9 protein-coding genes are annotated in these 16,460 nt (G+C 68.5%); all 9 read left to right on the forward strand.

The window, feature by feature from the left end; all coding sequences use genetic code 11:
- Positions 1 to 3: 3 nt before the first annotated feature.
- The 9 genes from C3B78_RS06185 (at position 4) to C3B78_RS06225 (ending at position 16,305) form a co-directional block, all read left to right on the forward strand.
- Positions 4 to 975: an AAA family ATPase gene (locus C3B78_RS06185; protein ID WP_104997293.1), complete on the forward strand. Its 972-nt coding sequence runs from the start codon at positions 4 to 6 to the stop codon at positions 973 to 975.
- 50 nt (positions 976 to 1,025) lie between these two features.
- A complete protein-coding gene (locus C3B78_RS06190) occupies positions 1,026 to 2,357 on the forward strand; it encodes a DUF58 domain-containing protein (protein WP_104997294.1) in 1,332 nt (443 codons plus the stop codon).
- The gene (locus C3B78_RS06195) at positions 2,354 to 4,999 is read left to right on the forward strand and encodes a transglutaminase family protein (RefSeq protein WP_104997295.1); all 2,646 of its coding nucleotides are present in this window, start codon (positions 2,354 to 2,356) and stop codon (positions 4,997 to 4,999) included. Before C3B78_RS06190 ends, C3B78_RS06195 begins: the two co-directional genes overlap by 4 nt.
- Positions 4,996 to 6,597: an RDD family protein gene (locus C3B78_RS06200; RefSeq protein WP_234005538.1), complete on the forward strand. Its 1,602-nt coding sequence runs from the start codon at positions 4,996 to 4,998 to the stop codon at positions 6,595 to 6,597. Before C3B78_RS06195 ends, C3B78_RS06200 begins: the two co-directional genes overlap by 4 nt.
- The gene (locus tag C3B78_RS06205; protein WP_104997297.1) at positions 6,594 to 7,526 is read left to right on the forward strand and encodes a PP2C family protein-serine/threonine phosphatase; all 933 of its coding nucleotides are present in this window, start codon (positions 6,594 to 6,596) and stop codon (positions 7,524 to 7,526) included. The genes C3B78_RS06200 and C3B78_RS06205 overlap by 4 nt, the downstream gene beginning before the upstream one ends.
- Positions 7,513 to 9,378 carry an FHA domain-containing protein gene (locus tag C3B78_RS06210; RefSeq protein ID WP_104997298.1) on the forward strand — a complete coding sequence of 622 codons (1,866 nt, stop codon included), beginning with the start codon at positions 7,513 to 7,515 and terminating at the stop codon, positions 9,376 to 9,378. The genes C3B78_RS06205 and C3B78_RS06210 overlap by 14 nt, the downstream gene beginning before the upstream one ends.
- Complete coding sequence (locus C3B78_RS06215) at positions 9,375 to 11,093, forward strand: serine/threonine-protein kinase (protein ID WP_104997299.1); 1,719 nt, start codon at positions 9,375 to 9,377, stop codon at positions 11,091 to 11,093. The genes C3B78_RS06210 and C3B78_RS06215 overlap by 4 nt, the downstream gene beginning before the upstream one ends.
- A gap of 65 nt (positions 11,094 to 11,158) precedes the next feature.
- On the forward strand, positions 11,159 to 11,863 hold the full coding sequence (locus tag C3B78_RS06220; RefSeq protein WP_104999665.1) for a hypothetical protein: 705 nt from the start codon (positions 11,159 to 11,161) through the stop codon (positions 11,861 to 11,863).
- Positions 11,860 to 16,305, forward strand: a complete 4,446-nt coding sequence (locus C3B78_RS06225) for an FtsK/SpoIIIE domain-containing protein (protein ID WP_104997300.1) — start codon at positions 11,860 to 11,862, stop codon at positions 16,303 to 16,305. Before C3B78_RS06220 ends, C3B78_RS06225 begins: the two co-directional genes overlap by 4 nt.
- Positions 16,306 to 16,460 lie beyond the last annotated feature (155 nt).

The following is a 16,460-nucleotide window of genomic DNA, read 5'->3' on the forward strand; positions in this document are numbered from 1 at the left end:
CACGTGACCATGACCACCGAGCAGGCCGCCTGGTTTGCAGACACCTTCGAGAAACTCGTTGCCAACGTGGGGCAGGCCGTCCTGGGCAAAGAACACGTCATCCGGCTCACCTTCACGGCCATGCTGGCCGAGGGCCACGTGCTGTTCGAGGACGCACCCGGCACCGGCAAGACCTCGCTGGCCCGCGCCCTGGCCGCTACGGTGCAGGGGTCCAACAACCGCATCCAGTTCACCCCGGACCTGCTGCCCTCGGACGTCACGGGTGTGACCATCTACGACCAGAAGACCCAGAAGTTCGAGTTCCACAAGGGCCCGATCTTCAACAACATCGTCCTGGCGGACGAAATCAACCGTGCTTCGCCGAAGACCCAGTCGGCTCTGCTCGAGGTCATGGAGGAATCCAGGGTCACGGTTGACGGCGTCACGTACGAGGCCGGGCGCCCGTTCATGGTGATGGCCACGCAGAACCCCATCGAGCAGGCAGGCACCTACCGCCTGCCGGAGGCACAGCTGGACCGCTTCCTGATCAAGACCTCCATCGGCTACCCGGACCACGCCTCCACTGTCCGGCTGCTGGGCGGCTCCAACCTGAAGGACCGGTCCCAGGACCTCTCCGCGGTCATCACCACCCAGGCTGTGGCCGACATGGCGGACCTCGCCGCCACGGTGCACGTGGACACCGCCGTCCTCGAGTACATCTCGCGGCTCTGCGAGGAGACCCGCAACGCCCCCGAAACCCGGCTGGGCGTCTCGGTCCGCGGGGCCTTGGCCATGGTCCGTGCGGCAAAGGTCTGGGCGGCGGGGCAGGGGCGGAACTTCGTACTTCCGGATGACATCAAGGAACTTGCCCCGGTGGCATGGACCCACCGCTTCGTCATGGATCCTGAGGCAGAGTTCTCCGGAGCCACGGCGGAAGCCGTGCTGACGCGGATCCTGGCGGAGGTCGCGGCCCCCCAGCAGCGCACCAACGCCTGACGGTCCCGGCACGGACCCCACCACTTCCACGCAACAACGAAGGCATACATATGTCCACCGGCACCCCGTTGACCCGGCTCGCGGAGCGTCTCAAGCAACCCTTCCACAGGGACGGCCGGCCTATGCAGCTGCACCCGTCGGCAGTCTGGGCCGAGGCGCGGAACACGGCGGCCATGGCGCTGGCGCCAGCCTGGCGGAACGTCCAAACTGCATGGCTAAAGTACGCCTGGCCCGTGCTGTCCGTGGTCAGCGTCCTGGGCTGGTGCGTCCTGGCTGCCTCCATCCTGCTCTGGTCAACAGGTCAGGCGTTCGGCTGGCAGGAGGCCAAGGCGGCGGCGATCGCGGCGTTCGTGATGTTCCTGATCGCCATCGCCTTTGTCCTGGGCCGATCTTCCTACGGAGTGCTCCTGGACCTCGCCCGCACCCGGGTGGCCGTCGGGGACAGCGCCGTGGGCAGCATCGCCGTGTCCAACACCTCTGCCCGGCCCCTGCTGCCGGCAGCACTGGAACTTCCGGTGGGCAACGTCACGGCTGTGTTCCACCTGCCCCGCATGAAGCCGCAGCAGGTTCACGAGGACCTCTTCACCATTCCCACCGCGCGCCGTGCCGTGATCGTCGTCGGACCTGTCCGGTCAGTCCGGGCGGACCCGCTGCACCTGCTGCGCCGGCAGGTCCTGTGGACCGAGCCGGAAGACCTGTTCGTCCATCCGCGCACGGTGGCCCTGGCCGGTTCGGCGGCCGGCTTTATCCGCGACCTGGAAGGAATGCCTACCACGGACCTGTCCAGCGCGGACGTGTCCTTCCATGCGCTCCGCGACTACGTGCCGGGGGATGACCGCCGGCACATCCACTGGAAAACCACCGCGCGGACCAACAAGCTCATGGTGCGCCAGTTCGAGGAAACACGCCGGGCCCACCTGGCCATCTCGCTGTCCATCAACACCGACGAATACGCCTCCGAAGCGGAATTCGAAATGGCCATCTCGGTAGCCGCATCGATCGGCCGGCAGGCCATCCGTGAGCAGCGTGAGCTGGACGTCCTTACCCAGAAAGGCCCGCTGCGCTGTGAAACCGGGCGGAACATGCTCGATGACATGACCAGGATTGCGGGATCGCCCATGCGGCGGACCGCCGTCGACCTCGCCAGGACCCTGGCGGACACCGTCCCCAACGCCTCCGTGGTCTTCTTCGTCGTGGGCAGCAACGTGACTGCCACCCAGCTGCGCTCCGCGGCCGCGTCCGTGCCGCCCGGCGTCCGCAGCCTCGCGGTGCGGGTGGAAGCCGGCGCCTCGCCCGGCCGCGCGAACATCGCTGACCTTACCGTGCTGACGCTCGGCGACCTTAACGACCTTGCCATTGTGCTGAGAAAGGCCGCAGCATGACCTCCACGGAAGGCCTCCGCCCGCGCAGCACGCGCCCCCGCAGCAAACCATTAGGCACCAACCGCGGTGCGTCCGGCGGCGGCCGTAACCAAGCGGCCTCCGCTTTCGCCGACGGCCAGCCGGCCTGGCACTTCCTGCTCGACGCCGCCGCGCTGACGGTCCTGCTGGGGCTTGGCCTGCTTGGCTTTGGCCTCAGCTTCGGCGGCGACCGGTACTACCTCGTCTCCGGCTTCGGCGGCATCCTCCTGGGCCTGGCCATCGGCGCACTCAACGCGCACCTGCGGCTCGGACTGCTCATCACCACGGCAGTTGCCCTCGGCGCCTACCTGGTCCTCGGAACGCTGCTGGCGGTGCCCGACGCCGCAATCGCAGGTTTTGTCCCCACCCTTGACTCGCTCCGGACCCTCCTCCTGGGGGTGGTGTTTGCCTGGAAGGACATGCTGACGGTTGGTGTTCCCGTGGGCACTGCAGGCGGCGTGCTGATTGTTCCCTTCCTGAGTTCCCTGGTGACCGCCCTGGTGGCCGGTGTCCTGACATGGCGCCTTCGAAGCCCTTACTTTCCGCTCCTGCCGGTCCTGGTCCTGTTCGTCACCGGCATCGCCTTCAGCACCAACGCCGCCTTCCTCACCCTCGAACGCGGCATCGGCCTGACGGTCCTGGGCATCGCCTGGGCCACGTTCCGCCGGGACGCCCTCAGGAAGAACTCCACGCGAAAGGTCTCCGTCAACAGGCCGCAGACGGATACCGCCACCGCGCAGCGGGCGAAGGTCCGGAGGCTGGGAATGGCAGCCGGCGTCATCGCCTTGAGTGTGGCCGTCACAGCACTCTCCGCCCCCCTGGTAACGGCAGGCAACGACCGGAAGGTCCTCCGGAACGTGGTGGTCCCGCCGTTCGACCCCAAGGACTACATCACGCCGCTGGCCAGTTTCCGCACCTTTGTCAAAGACATGAAGGACGACACCCTCTTTGTGGTCCGGGGCCTGCCCCGTGACGGCCGGGTCCGGCTGGGGGCCCTGGATGCCTTCAATGGAACCAACTACACGATGGACCCCAACGGCTCGGGCAACTTCAACAGAGTGGGGGACACCGAGTCGATCAACACCCTGGCGGATACCTCCGGGGTTGTTCCCACCAAGGACTACGCCATCAGTATCACGGTTGAGGACTACCAGGGATTCTTCGTGCCGGGGGGCCGTAAAACCACGGGACTGAGCTTTGATGACAGCGCGTCTGCCGCGGCGTCCGGCCTCTACTTCAATTCCGGAACGGATACCGCCGTCACCACCAACGGGCTGTCCCGCGGCGATTCCTACAAGGTGCAGGTTTCGGATCCCGTGAAGCTGGAACACGGGCAGCTGGCGCAGTACGACTTCGCGAAACTATCCCTGCCCGACGCCACGGAAGTGCCCCCGGTAGTGGGGTCGCAGGCCAACGACCTCTCCGCTGACGCCCCCACCGCCATCGACCGGGTCCGGCAGATCGAGGCCCATTTCCAGAAGACCGGGGCGTTCAGCAACGGGCTGGTCAGCGAAGGCCAGCTGCCCAGCGTGTCCGGCCATGGTTCTGCCCGGATCAGGAACCTCCTGACGGCCAAGCAGATGCTGGGCGACGACGAGCAGTACGCGGTGGCCATGTCCCTCATGCTCCGCCACCTGGGAATCCCGTCCCGCGTGGTGATGGGCTTCTACCCTGAACCCACCAGTCCGGAAAACGGGGCAGGCGAAGTCAAGATCACCGGCAAGGACGTGCACGCCTGGGTGGAAGTGGCCTTTGAACGGGCGGGCTGGGTGAGCTTCGATCCGACGCCGCCCAAGGACAACATTCCCATCCCGCCGGACCCCGAGAACAAGTCCAAGCCCAAGCCGCAGGTGCTGCAGCCGCCGCCCCCGCCGCAGGAACCGGCGGACCTTCCGCCGGACTCGTCCCCCGATGCACTGGATGCGGACCAGAAGAAGAACAACCCGTGGCTCTTCTGGGGTGCCCTGCTGGGCGCGCTGGGCATCGCCCTGATCCCGCTGTCCGTCCTCGCGCTCCCGCTGCTGCTGATCGTCCTGCTGAAATCACGACGGCGGAAGTCGCGGTTCAGCGAAGGCCATCCTGCGCAGCGCGTAGGTGGCGGCTGGAGCGAGGTGGTCAGCCTCGCCACGGACATGGGGGCCGCCGTCGATACCCGGGCCACCCGCCGCGAAAGCGCTGCGGTCCTGGCCGAGGCGTTTCCGGCTGCGGGCGGCACCACCACGATGCTGGCCCGCCGCGCGGACGCGTCCATCTTCGGCGCCGGCCAGCCCAGCGAGGACGACGTGCGGGAATACTGGACCATCGTGGACAGCTCGCTGAAGGAGATGACCTCTACGGCAGGTTTCTGGCAGCGGCAGCAGGCAAGGTTCTCCCCGCGGTCGCTGCTCGCTGACGCACGCAGTGCCTTGGCCCGCCGCAGCCCGCTGGCACAAAGGGGTCGGCTGGCTTTGCCGGCCCTGTCGGCCCTCAAGCCGGCCGCACGCCGTCGTACCCGCCCGGAAGGGGAGGGCTCCGCAGCGCCTGCACCGGAAGCTAAAGCGGTGGAGGCAACGCCGGCCCAGGCAACGCCGGCGCAGGCGCCGCCAGCGCCGGAACCGCCAAGGCAAGGACCTCCTGCGCCGTGACCGCCGAATTCCAGGCGTGCCCCCGCTGCCAGCGGTCCATCCGGGCGGGGGCGGCCTTCTGCACTTCCTGCGGAGCCCCCCTGCCCAACAGGGCGGCGCGCAGCAACCGCAACCTGCACACCGGCGGCCATGCCGGCAGTGAACCGCCGCCCGGAGCTGTGACTGCCCACCGTGCGGCGATTCCCGGTACTATCCCGGTAGTACAAAGCCCCCCGGCGCCTCACGCCGCGGGGTTCGCAAACGCAGGCACCGGGCGGGGGAGCGCCGGCGGTTTCACCGCGCAGTCGGGGGCCGTCCCAGGGGGAGGAACGGGAATGGCAGTGAACCTTCAGCTTGTTCCGGCCGCGGCCGGCAAGCGGCTTGGCGCTGCCGTCATTGACTGGCTGCCGCCGCTGGCAGTGCTGGTGCTGACGCTCACCATCGGCTTTGCCGGGATCACCCGCACCCGCAACGGGCAGTACATCACCTATGACACGGCTTCCCTGGTGCTGTTCGGCGGGATCGGGCTGGGCCTGACGCTGGTGTACCTGTTCGTGGTCATGGGGATTGAAGCGAGGACAGGCAAAACACCCGGAAACCTGCTCATGGGCATCCGCAGCGCGGACAACGACGGCTACGCGCCGGGAGCCGGCGCCGTCTTCCTCCGCGGCCTCATCACCGGTGCCGGCGTCCTGTTGGCTCTGCTGGCGGCGGTCCTGGTGGTGGTGTTCAAATGGTTCGCCCCGGCGCTGTTCATCCTTGCGCCCCTATTCCTTGCAGGCGCCGCCTGGGCCGTACTGGTGGTGGTGTCCAACCTCTGGGACAAGAACAGCGGCCTGCGCGGCTGGCACGACAAACCAGCCAAGGCCCTCGTTTTCGATGTGAAGGCAGGCCGCGATCCCATCACCACCGGAGGCATCCAGGGGCCGTACAGCTTCGCGCCGCTGGACCTGCCGCCCGTGCAGCAGGTGCTATCCCCGGTGGCGGGCGTCCCCGCGGCGTCCCCGCCCGTGCAGACCGCTGCCCCCCGCGTCCTGACGCCGCCCTCGCAGACGTCGCCGTCGCAGACCATGCCGTACACGGCGCCCGGGTCCTTCGCGCCGCCGTCCCCCACACCGGCGCCCACACCGGCGCCCACACCGGCGCCCACACCGGCGTCTCCGCCTGCCGCCGCGCCTGCCGCCGCCAGTGAAACCGCCGGCGGCTCCGTGCCGGTGCAGGGCGGGCACGTGGACGACGACGTCGAACGCACGCAGGTGCGTCCGCGGGGAGGCGGGCCTGTGCCCGTCGCCGTCCTCCGGATCCGCCTGGACGACGGGCGCGACTTCCAGTTGGACCGCAGTGTCCTGGTGGGCCGCAATCCCGTGGGCCAGGCCGGTGAACAGCATGCCCAGCTCCTGGCCGTCGACGATCCCGGCCGTTCCATCTCGAAAACCCACCTCCACCTGCTGACTGACGGCGCGGGGATCTGGGTGACGGACAGGAACTCCACGAATGGCAGCGCCGTGACCACGCCGAACGGCGCCAGGACGCCGCTTGCGCCGGGTGTCCCAACTTTTGTTACGCCCGGATCCAGTGTCCACTTCGGAGACCGGACCTTTTACCTAGGACAGGCATGAACCAGCAGCCCGCCAGCGTTCCCTCAACCATCCAGCCGGGCCTCAGCCTGAGCTACGGCTACGGCACCGACCGGGGACTCCGCCGGGAGCTGAACGAAGATTCCTATCTTGCTTCCGATCCTGTGTTTGCCGTGGCGGACGGGATGGGCGGCCATGAAGCAGGTGAAGTTGCCAGCGGCATGTGCGTTAGGGCCCTGGCAGGGATTCCGCAGCTCGCCACAGCGGAGCGCACTGTTACGGCCGCTGTCCTCCAGCAGTACCTGCTCCGGGCGGACTCTTCCATCCGGGAGGCTACGGGTGCAAGGGCAGGGACCACCCTGGCCGGCGCAGTGGTGGTGGAACAAATGGGCCTGCCTTACTGGCTGGTCATGAACATCGGCGATTCCCGGACGTACCGCCTCAGCCAGGGGCGGTTTGAGCAGATCAGCGTGGACCATTCCGAGGTGCAGGAACTTGTGGACGCGGGCGAGATCACCTCAGAGCAGGCCGCCGTCCATCCGCGCCGCCACGTTGTCACCCGCGCCCTGGGCACCGGAGACGAGACCGAGGCCGACTACTGGCTGCTCCCCGTGGAGGAAGGCGACCGTGTCCTGGTCTGCTCGGACGGCCTTACCGGCGAAGTGGCGGACGAGGATATCCTCCGCATCCTCAGCACGGTGGGCCACCCGCAGGACGCCGCCGACGCCCTGATCCAGGCTGCCCTCCGGAACGGCGGCAGCGACAACATCACGGTGATAGTGGTTGATGCCCGGAACGTCCTGAACGACGCCGGCGCCGCCACCACCGCGCCGCGGCACGATCCGGACGCAGAAGAGGCAGACACGCTGCCCCGCTCCCGTGGGAGCCAGGCGGCAACGCAGCCCTTGCCCCAGCAGGACACCGGAGCTTCTACGCCCGAAAGCGGGGAGCCGCACGATGACCGGCACTAGCTACGTCCCGGGCACCTGGCTGGGCATCGTCCGCTCGCGTACCGCGGTCCTCCTTGGCCCGGACACTCCGCAGGCCACGGCGGGTGCAGTATGGGAACTCCTGGGAAGCAAGCCGGCAGTCCACGAAGTACTCCATGCCATCACCAGCAGCTCGGGCGGCTCACTCACCCGGATCCCGCCATTCGGCATCCTCGATTTCTCCGGTCCCTTGCGGGTGTTCCTCCGCGGCGACCTCGACCTCGCCGTGGAACTCCCGGACGGCCGGGTGGAACTGGACGGGCGGGATGTCACCACCTGGAACGAGCGCCGGTTTGCCGTGCCCGGAGCCTGCCGGATCAGCAGCCCGGCCGCCGGTACCGGCGACCGGCAGGAGCTGCCGCTGGGGGAAGGTGTGGTCCTGCTGCAGTCGTTGGCCCTCGGGCTGGGCCCTGCCCGGCCCGAACTGGCGCCGGCGCCGGCGGCTGCAGCGGTGGCTGCAGTGGCGGTCGATTCCGCAGGCGTAGAGGACCGGCGCGGGGCCGCGCCGGGCACGGACGAGCCGCGCGAGATAACAATCGTCCCGGAGCCGGAGCCGGAGCCGGAGCCGGAGCCGGAGCCGGAGCCGGAGTCGGAAGCCTCGGCGGAGACTGTTCTCGACGTGCCCGGGGATGATGCGCACGCCGATGCGTACATCGATGCGCATGTCGATGAGGGCGACGTCCACCCGGCAGGGCCCCGGGTGGGGCCGGGCGCAGGCACAGAGCCGCCTGCCCACGCCGAAACAGCCGAATACCGGCCGGCAGAAGCGGCAACGGCGGCGAGCGACCAGACCAGCTCCTACGACCACCTGTGGGAACGGACGGTCATCCGGAGCATCGAGGACGCCGCAGTGCGCGAGGAGGCGGAGGTTGCCGACGCCGGGACCTCCGCCGACGCTGCAGGCGCCGCGGGTTCCGACGGCCCTCCGGAAGCGGAGGGACGCATCGCGTCCCCGGTCCCCGAGCGTGGCGGAAATGCGGAGGCGGCAGTGACGGAGGCCCAGTCCGCCGTCGAACGCGCGCCCGGGGCGGCGCCTGCCGTGGAACCTGCGCCGGCCGTGCACCCGGCGGGAGTGCAACCGCCCGCCAAGGTGCTCATCGATTCCGTGCCGTGGAAGAAGGCCACCGGTGCTGGCGGCACCAGCGGCGGCACCGCCACAGCCGCCGCTGCCGGGGCCGATGCCGCGGCAGAGCCTCTACCCGTCCCGGCCATTGTCCCCGCGACTCCGTCCGGAAATGCGGCCCTCCACAACAACCAGGCCTTCCACAACGGCCAAGCTTTCGACAACGACCATGACGGACAGACGGTCATGAAAAGCAGCATCGGGGCTTCGCCGGCGCAGCCCGCCCCGGCAGGGGTTGCAGACCCCCAGGCCGGGCCGACCGTCCTGGCCCGGGTCTGCAGCCAAGGCCACGCGAATCCCCCCACCCGCGTGCAGTGCGCTGCCTGCGGGGCAGGGCTTCATCCGGATGCGGTACAGGTACCCCGCCCCCGGCTGGGACGGGTACGCCTGTCCACCGGGGAGCTGCTGGACCTTGACCAGTCATTGGTCATCGGCAGGCAGCCCTCCGTGTCCCGGGTCCAGGGCGGCGTCATGCCCAGGCTGGTCCAGGTGCCAAGCCTGGAAGGCGACATTTCCCGGTCCCACGTGGAAGTTCGGCTGGAGGGATGGCACGTCATGCTGTGCGACCTCAAGGCCACGAACGGAACCGTCCTGGTGCGTGAAGGCCAGCCACCCCGCCGCCTGGCGCAGAACGAGATAGCCATCCTGCTGGACGGGGACATTGCTGAACTGGGCGACAATATCTCGTTGCGTTTTGAGGAGATTCCTTGAGTTCCAAACGGCCTGTAGCGCCGCCGCCCCGCATCCAGGGGTTCACGTACATCAGCCTGCTCGGTTCCGGCGGTTTTTCCGACGTCTACCTGTATGAACAGGACAGGCCGCGCCGCAAGGTGGCCGTCAAGGTCCTGCTCTCGGACCTGAAGACGGAGGGTGCCCGCCGCCGCTTCGAGTCCGAGGCCAACCTCATGGCGCAGCTGTCCTCGCACCCGTACATCGTCACCATCTTTGAAGCGGAGGTGACCGACGACGGGCACTCGTACCTGGCCATGGAGTACTGCTCCCGGCCAAGCCTGGATGTGCGGTACCGCCGGCAGCGGTTCAGCGTGGATGAAGTCCTGGCCGTCGGCATCCAGGTGGCGTCCGCCGTCGAGACTGCCCACCGCGCCGGCATCGCCCACCGCGACATCAAGCCTGCCAACATCCTGGTCACCGACTACAACCGCCCTGCCCTCACCGACTTCGGCATCTCCGGCACCCTCGCCGGTGACGGCGACGATGACTCGGGCATGTCCATCCCGTGGTCCCCGCCGGAACAGTTCACCGATGGTGCCGTGGACGGGGTGATGGTGGATGTGTGGGCCCTCGGAGCCACGCTCTACACCCTGCTGGCCGGCCGCTCGCCGTTCGTCATGCCGGGTGCGGACAACTCACAGCGTGAGCTGATCAACCGGATCAGCAATACGCCGCTGCCGCGGCTGGGCCGCGCGGACGTTCCCGAGTCCCTGGAACAGGCCCTTTCGACGGCGATGGCCAAGGCGCCGCAGTCCCGCTATTCCTCAGCGCACGCCTTCGCCCTGGCCCTGCAACGCATCCAGGCGGAGCTTAACCTCTCCGTCACGCCCTTTGAGGTGCTTGAGGAGCCGCAGCACGAGGACAGCCGGCCGGATGACGGCTTCGAAGAAACGCGGGTCCGGAGCATCGCCGCGATCGATCCCGAGCAGACGGGCAGCGCGCCCACCTTCCCCGCCCGCACGTGGCCGCAGGCCGCCGGCGGGCAGGCAGCTGGCGGGTCAGCTGCCGCAGCGGACGCCCCGCCGTCGCGGTTTGCGCAGCCCGCGCCCGCCCCGACCAGCAGCCCCGCTACTCCTGCACCGGCGCCGCAGCCGCAGGAGTGGGCACACGCCACCGTCCTGCGCGGTGCCGCCGCGCCGGCACGCCCCGGCGAGCGCGCACAGGGCGGCAACCGTGATGAGGGTGCTGACGCCGCGGACACTACCGTCCACCGGCCGGCAAGTCGGGACGAGCCGGCAGACATGCCGCGGCCCGCTGCCGACCACGGAAAACGCAATCTATGGCTGGCGATCTCGGGCGGCACCCTGCTGGCCCTTGCCGCCGTGGTGGGCCTGGTGGTGGCAAACGCTGCACCGCAGACACCGAAGGCAGTGGAAACCCTGCAGGCCGGCAGGCCGCCGGCCGACGCGCTGGACAACGGGACGGTGCCCGACGTGGAAGGCCTCACCGGAATGGTGTCCGGCGACGGCAACGCCTCCTTCACGTGGCTGAACCCGCAGCCCAAGGAGGGTGACACCTACAAATGGCGGGTGTACAGCATCGGAGGCGGCGGCGAATACCAGTCCATCGCACAGCCGCCGGTCCGCGTCACGGCAAACCCGTCCGGCCAGACCTGCATCCAGGTGATGATCGTGCGCTCGGACGGAGCCTTCTCGCCGCTGGAAGAGGGCTCGATCGCCTGCGCCGGCGCATGACCGCGGCGAGCCCTGCAACCAGCTCCCAAAACAACTCAGTTCTGCCCAACGAGGAGGCACGGAAAATGGGGGATCTAGCAATAGATTTCTGTGGCGAATGGTACGAGCCATCGGACGAGGACGTCTTCAATATCGGCCGCGAAGGCGACCTTGAAGTTGACGACAATCCTTACCTGCACCGTCAGTTCCTGCAGGTGGCCCGCTATGACGGGATCTGGTGGCTCAGCAACGTGGGCAGCATGCTCTCGGCCACGGTGGCCGACGCCACCGGCGGGATGCAGGCCTGGCTGTCGCCCGGAGCCCGGATCCCGCTGGTCTTCAGCCACACGAACATCATCTTCACGGCCGGGCCCACCACCTACGAGTTTGCCGTGCACCTCAAGACCCCCTCCTTCCGGCAGGAAGCGCGCGAGGGCGACAGCAACGGCGACACCACCATCGGCCCGGTGGTGTTCACCGATTCCCAGAAGGCCCTCATCGTGGCGCTCGCAGAACCCATGCTTCGGCGGGAAGGGACCGGCTTCAGCGCCATCCCCTCGTCGGCGGCTGCCGCGAAGACACTGGGATGGGCGCTGACCCGTTTCAACCGGAAGCTCGACAATGTGTGCGACAAGCTCGACCGCGTAGGCGTGGCCGGGTTGCGGGGCGGCGGCGGCAAACTTGCCACCAACCGCCGCGCCCGGCTTGTGGAGCACGCGGTCACCTCGCACCTGGTGACCCCGGATGACCTGCACCTGCTGGAGAAGATGAGGGGCGTGGACGAGGGATGAGGATCCGACTGACCCTCCGCCGGGACCCTGCCGAAACGAAGGACCTGGCCGTCACCGTGGACGGCCTGGCCACCGTGGCCGATACCGCCGCCGTGCTCTGGGCCGCGGATCCGGGGCGGAAGGGCACCCCGGTGCCGGACAACCTCTCCCTGCGCATCGAAGAGGCGTTCGTCGGCGCCGGTTTGAGCGGGACCATGCTTACACGGACGGACAACCTCCTCGAGTCCGGCCTCCGGCCGGGCTCCGTGGTTTCCCTGGCCCGGGTGAGCGCGCAGTTCGACGTGCCGGGTGGCAGCCGCGGTCCCGCGGCTGCCACCCTCCGCGTCCTTTCAGGGCCCGACGCCGGCCGCGAGTTCTCCCTGCCCGTCGGCACCAGTTACATCGGCAGGGACCGGGACGTGGACATCCGCCTCTCGGACCCCCTGACGTCCAAGCGCCACGCCCGCATCACAGTGGGTGAGGGCGTGGAAATAGTGGACACCAATTCCGCCAACGGGCTGCTGATGGACGGGTTCCCCGTCACCCGCGCCACCCTGAACTCCTCGGACGCGGTCACGCTGGGGGACACCACCGTGACCGTGGTGCCGCTGGGGCACAACCAGGCGGCAGCACCGACGTCGCCCCTGGTGAACTTCAACCGGTCACCGCGTGTGGTTCCCCGTTTCGAGGAACCCAAACGCGTCCTCCCGGCCGGACCCAAGCGCCCCGAGGACCACCCGTTCCCATACATCATGATGATCGCCCCGCTGCTGATGGGTGCGGTGATCTTCGCGGTGACCGGCAACGCGCTCTCGGTGCTGTTCATGATGATGATGCCGCTCTTCATAGTGGGCCACTACGTGGACCAGAAGATGCGGAGCAGGGCCCAGCAGAAGGAACAGCTCAAGCACTTCCGGGCCGCCATGGCCGCCTTCCGGAAGGACCTCACGGAACTGCAGCAGGTTGAACGTGCCGTCCGGCTGCAGGAAGCGCCTTCGGTGAGCGACACCGTGGATGCCATCTACAAGCTCGGTCCGCTGCTGTGGACGCACCGTCCGGAGCACACCGGCTTCCTGGGCCTTCGGTTCGGCCTGGGCACGTCACCTTCGCGGGTTCTGTTGGAGGAACCGCCAAGCAACGACACCGAGGCGCAGTACGCGCAGGAGATCCAGGACTGCCTGAAGCAGTTCCGCGACATCGAGGGTGTTCCCGTCGTCTCCCAGCTGCGCACCGCCGGGTCCCTGGGCGTTGCCGGTGCCCGCGGCCTGGTGGACGACGTCGCCCGGGGCATGGTGCTGCAGCTTGCGGGCCTCCACTCGCCCGCGGAAGTTGTCCTCGCGGCCATCACATCCGCGCAGTCCCGGGAACGCTGGAACTGGCTGCAATGGCTGCCGCACGTGGGTTCGGGGCACAGCCCCCTTACCGGCGACCACCTGGCTGCCGGTTCGGCCGGCGGCTCCTCGCTGCTGGCCCGGCTCGAGGACCTGCTCGACGCAAGGGAAGCCGCTGCCAAACGCCCAGGCCCGGACCTCCGTCCCGGGCTGGACCCGGCCAAACACGATGTGGACCAACCTGTCCTGCCGGCGGTCCTGGTGATCGTGGAAGACGACGCACCGGTGGACCGCGGCAGGCTCACCCGCCTTGCGGAACGGGGACCGGACTCCGGTGTCCATGTGGTCTGGGTGGCCACCGACATCCAGTCGCTTCCCGCCGCCTGCCGGGACTTCATGGTGGTAGACGGCGAACACGGCACCACCACAGGGCAGGTCCGCCTGGGCAGGCACACATACCCCGTCAGCTGCGAAAGCGTCGACGCGGAACTGGCCGCCCAGCTTGCCCGGATGCTTGCCCCAATCATGGATGTGGGCAAGCCCGTGAACGACGATTCAGACCTTCCGCGGGCCGTCTCCTACGCCACGCTGATCGGCAAGGACTTCCTGGACAACCCGCAGGCCGTGGCCGAGCGCTGGACGGAAAACAACTCCGTGCACGCCAGCGCCGTGGCCAACCGGAAGGACAGCGGCACCCTCCGCGCTTTGGTTGGTTCCAAAGGCATTGAACCCCTGTACCTGGACCTGAAAAACGAGGGCCCGCACGCCCTGGTGGGCGGCACCACGGGTGCCGGCAAGTCCGAATTCCTGCAGTCCTGGGTGATGGGCATGGCTGCCGCCTACAGCCCGGACCGGGTCAGTTTCCTGTTCGTGGACTACAAGGGCGGGGCCGCGTTCGCGGACTGCATCAACCTGCCCCACACCGTGGGCCTGGTCACCGACCTTTCGCCGCACCTGGTCCGGCGCGCCCTCACCTCACTGCGTGCCGAACTCCACAACCGTGAGCACCTGCTGAACCGGAAGAAGGCCAAGGACCTGCTGGCCCTGCAACGGGAAGCAGACCCGGACGCGCCGCCCTACCTGGTGATCGTCGTCGATGAATTCGCCGCGCTGGCCAACGATGTACCCGAATTCGTTGACGGAGTGGTGGATGTTGCAGCCCGGGGGCGGTCGCTGGGCCTGCACCTCATCCTGGCCACCCAGCGCCCGGCCGGCGTTATCAAGGACAGCCTCCGCGCCAATACCAACCTCAGGGTTGCCCTGCGGATGGCCGATGAGGACGACGCCACGGACATCCTCGGCGTCCCCGATGCCGCCTACTTCGATCCGGCCATCCCCGGCCGCGGTGCGGCCAAGACCGGCCCGGGACGGATCCAGGGCTTCCAGACCGGCTACGCCGGCGGCTGGACCACGGAGAAACCGCAGCGGCCCCGGATCGACGTCGTTGAAATGGCCTTCGGTTCCGGCCCCGCCTGGGAGGCGCCGGCTCCGGAGAAACCGGAAGCGGCCGGGCCCGCCGGCCCCAACGACATCGCCAGGATGACGTCCACCATCGTCCGGGCAGCGGACGCCCTGTCCATCAACGCCCCCCGCAAGCCGTGGCTGGACGAACTCGCCAAGACCTACGACTTCTCCAGGCTTCCCAACCCCCGCACCGACGAACAGCTGCTCCTCGGCGTGGCCGACGATCCCGCCCGCCAGGCGCAGCCCACCGTGTTCTACGAGCCGGACAAGGACGGCAACATGGCCATCTACGGCACTGGCGGTTCGGGAAAGTCGGCCGCGCTGCGCGGCATCGCCATTGCCGCCGCAGTGACGCCCCGCGGCGGGCCGGTCCACGTGTACGGGATCGACTGCGGCTCCTCCGGGCTGAGCATGCTGGCGGAACTTCCGCACGTGGGCGAGGTCATCAACGGCGACGACGTTGAACGGGTCGGGCGGCTGCTGCGCCTGTTGAGGGACGTCGCCGAGCAGCGGTCGGCCCGCTTTGCCGAGGTCCGCGCGTCCACCATTGTCGAGTACCGCAAGCTGGCCGGCAGGCCTGACGAAAAGCGCATCTTTGTGCTGGTGGACGGCATGTCCGCGTTCCGGGAAGCCTACGAACACAGCAGGCTGTCCGCGCTGTGGGACATCTTCCTGCAGTTGGCGACGGACGGACGCGCTATTGGCATCCACCTTGTGGTTACCGGAGACCGGCCCAACGCCGTGCCCGCCTCTTTGCTCGCTTCCATCCAGCGCCGCCTGGTGCTCCGCCTCTCCTCCGAGGACGACTACATGTCCATGGACGTGCCCCGGGACGTCCTCACCGCTGCCTCGCCGCCCGGCCGTGGACTCCTGGACGGGCTGGAAGTCCAGCTGGCAGTCCTTGGCGGTAACTCCAACCTGGCGCTGCAGGCACGTGAGGTGCACAAACTCAGTGAAGCCATGCGCCGCCAGGGGCTGGATGCCGCACCGGGCATTGAAACGCTTCCGGACCAGGTGGACCTGGATGTCCTGCCGTCCGGCAGCACCGGACTTCCGATCATTGGCGTCGACGACGAAACCCTGCGGCCGGCGGAGATCATGGCGCGGGGCCCGCTGCTCCTCGCGGGCCCGCCAGGAGCGGGCCGCACCGTGGCGCTGGTGACGCTTGCCTACGCCCTGCGGCGGTCCAACCCGGACACCGAGCTGATCTACCTCGGAGCACGGCGCTCCGCCGTCGCCTCCCTGCCCATCTGGAACCGCTCCGTGGTGGGAGCGGACGATCTCGCGGAGGTTGTGGAGGACCTGGTTGAACATTCCTCCGGAAACCCCGGCTCCCTGGCTTTCTTCATTGAGGGCCTGACCGAGTTCACGGATACGCTGGCCGAATCGGGCGTGGCGCAGCTGGTGACTGCGTCCATCAAGGCCGACCAGTGGGTGGTGGGGGAGTCCGAAACCTCCACCTGGTCCTCGGCCTGGTCCCTCGCGCAGCCTTTCAAATCGGGCCGGCGCGGACTGCTGCTGAACCCCGGGGACATCGAAGGCGACAGCCTGCTCAACACCTCCTTGGGCCGGATCAGCCCGGACTTCATCCCGGGCCGCGGCTACGTGGTGGGACGCGGCAAGGCACGGAAAATCCAGGTGGCGCTGCCCCCGGAAAACAGGGACTGACGATCGTGCCAGGCGGGGGCCGCAGATCCCTGTGAATTGCGGCTGATTTGCGGCCCCTGGCGAGGGTGTAGAAGACTACCGGGGACACCAGAAAGCCGCAGCGGGGGGACTGCGCGCGTCGAAAGGTAGCAAATGTTCCCGTCCCTACCAGGATT

Source organism: Arthrobacter sp. PGP41, assembly GCF_002953935.1.
GTDB lineage: Bacteria > Actinomycetota > Actinomycetes > Actinomycetales > Micrococcaceae > Arthrobacter.

What these genes read in the sequence shown, in the direction of transcription:
- C3B78_RS06190 (WP_104997294.1), top strand. Translation starts at nt 1,026, where the DNA reads ATGTCCACCGGCACCCCGTTGACCCGGCTCGCGGAGCGTCTCAAGCAA.
- C3B78_RS06195 (WP_104997295.1), top strand. Translation starts at nt 2,354, where the DNA reads ATGACCTCCACGGAAGGCCTCCGCCCGCGCAGCACGCGCCCCCGCAGC.
- C3B78_RS06205 (WP_104997297.1), top strand. Translation starts at nt 6,594, where the DNA reads ATGAACCAGCAGCCCGCCAGCGTTCCCTCAACCATCCAGCCGGGCCTC.
- C3B78_RS06210 (WP_104997298.1), top strand. Translation starts at nt 7,513, where the DNA reads ATGACCGGCACTAGCTACGTCCCGGGCACCTGGCTGGGCATCGTCCGC.
- C3B78_RS06220 (WP_104999665.1), top strand. Translation starts at nt 11,159, where the DNA reads ATGGGGGATCTAGCAATAGATTTCTGTGGCGAATGGTACGAGCCATCG.
- C3B78_RS06225 (WP_104997300.1), top strand. Translation starts at nt 11,860, where the DNA reads ATGAGGATCCGACTGACCCTCCGCCGGGACCCTGCCGAAACGAAGGAC.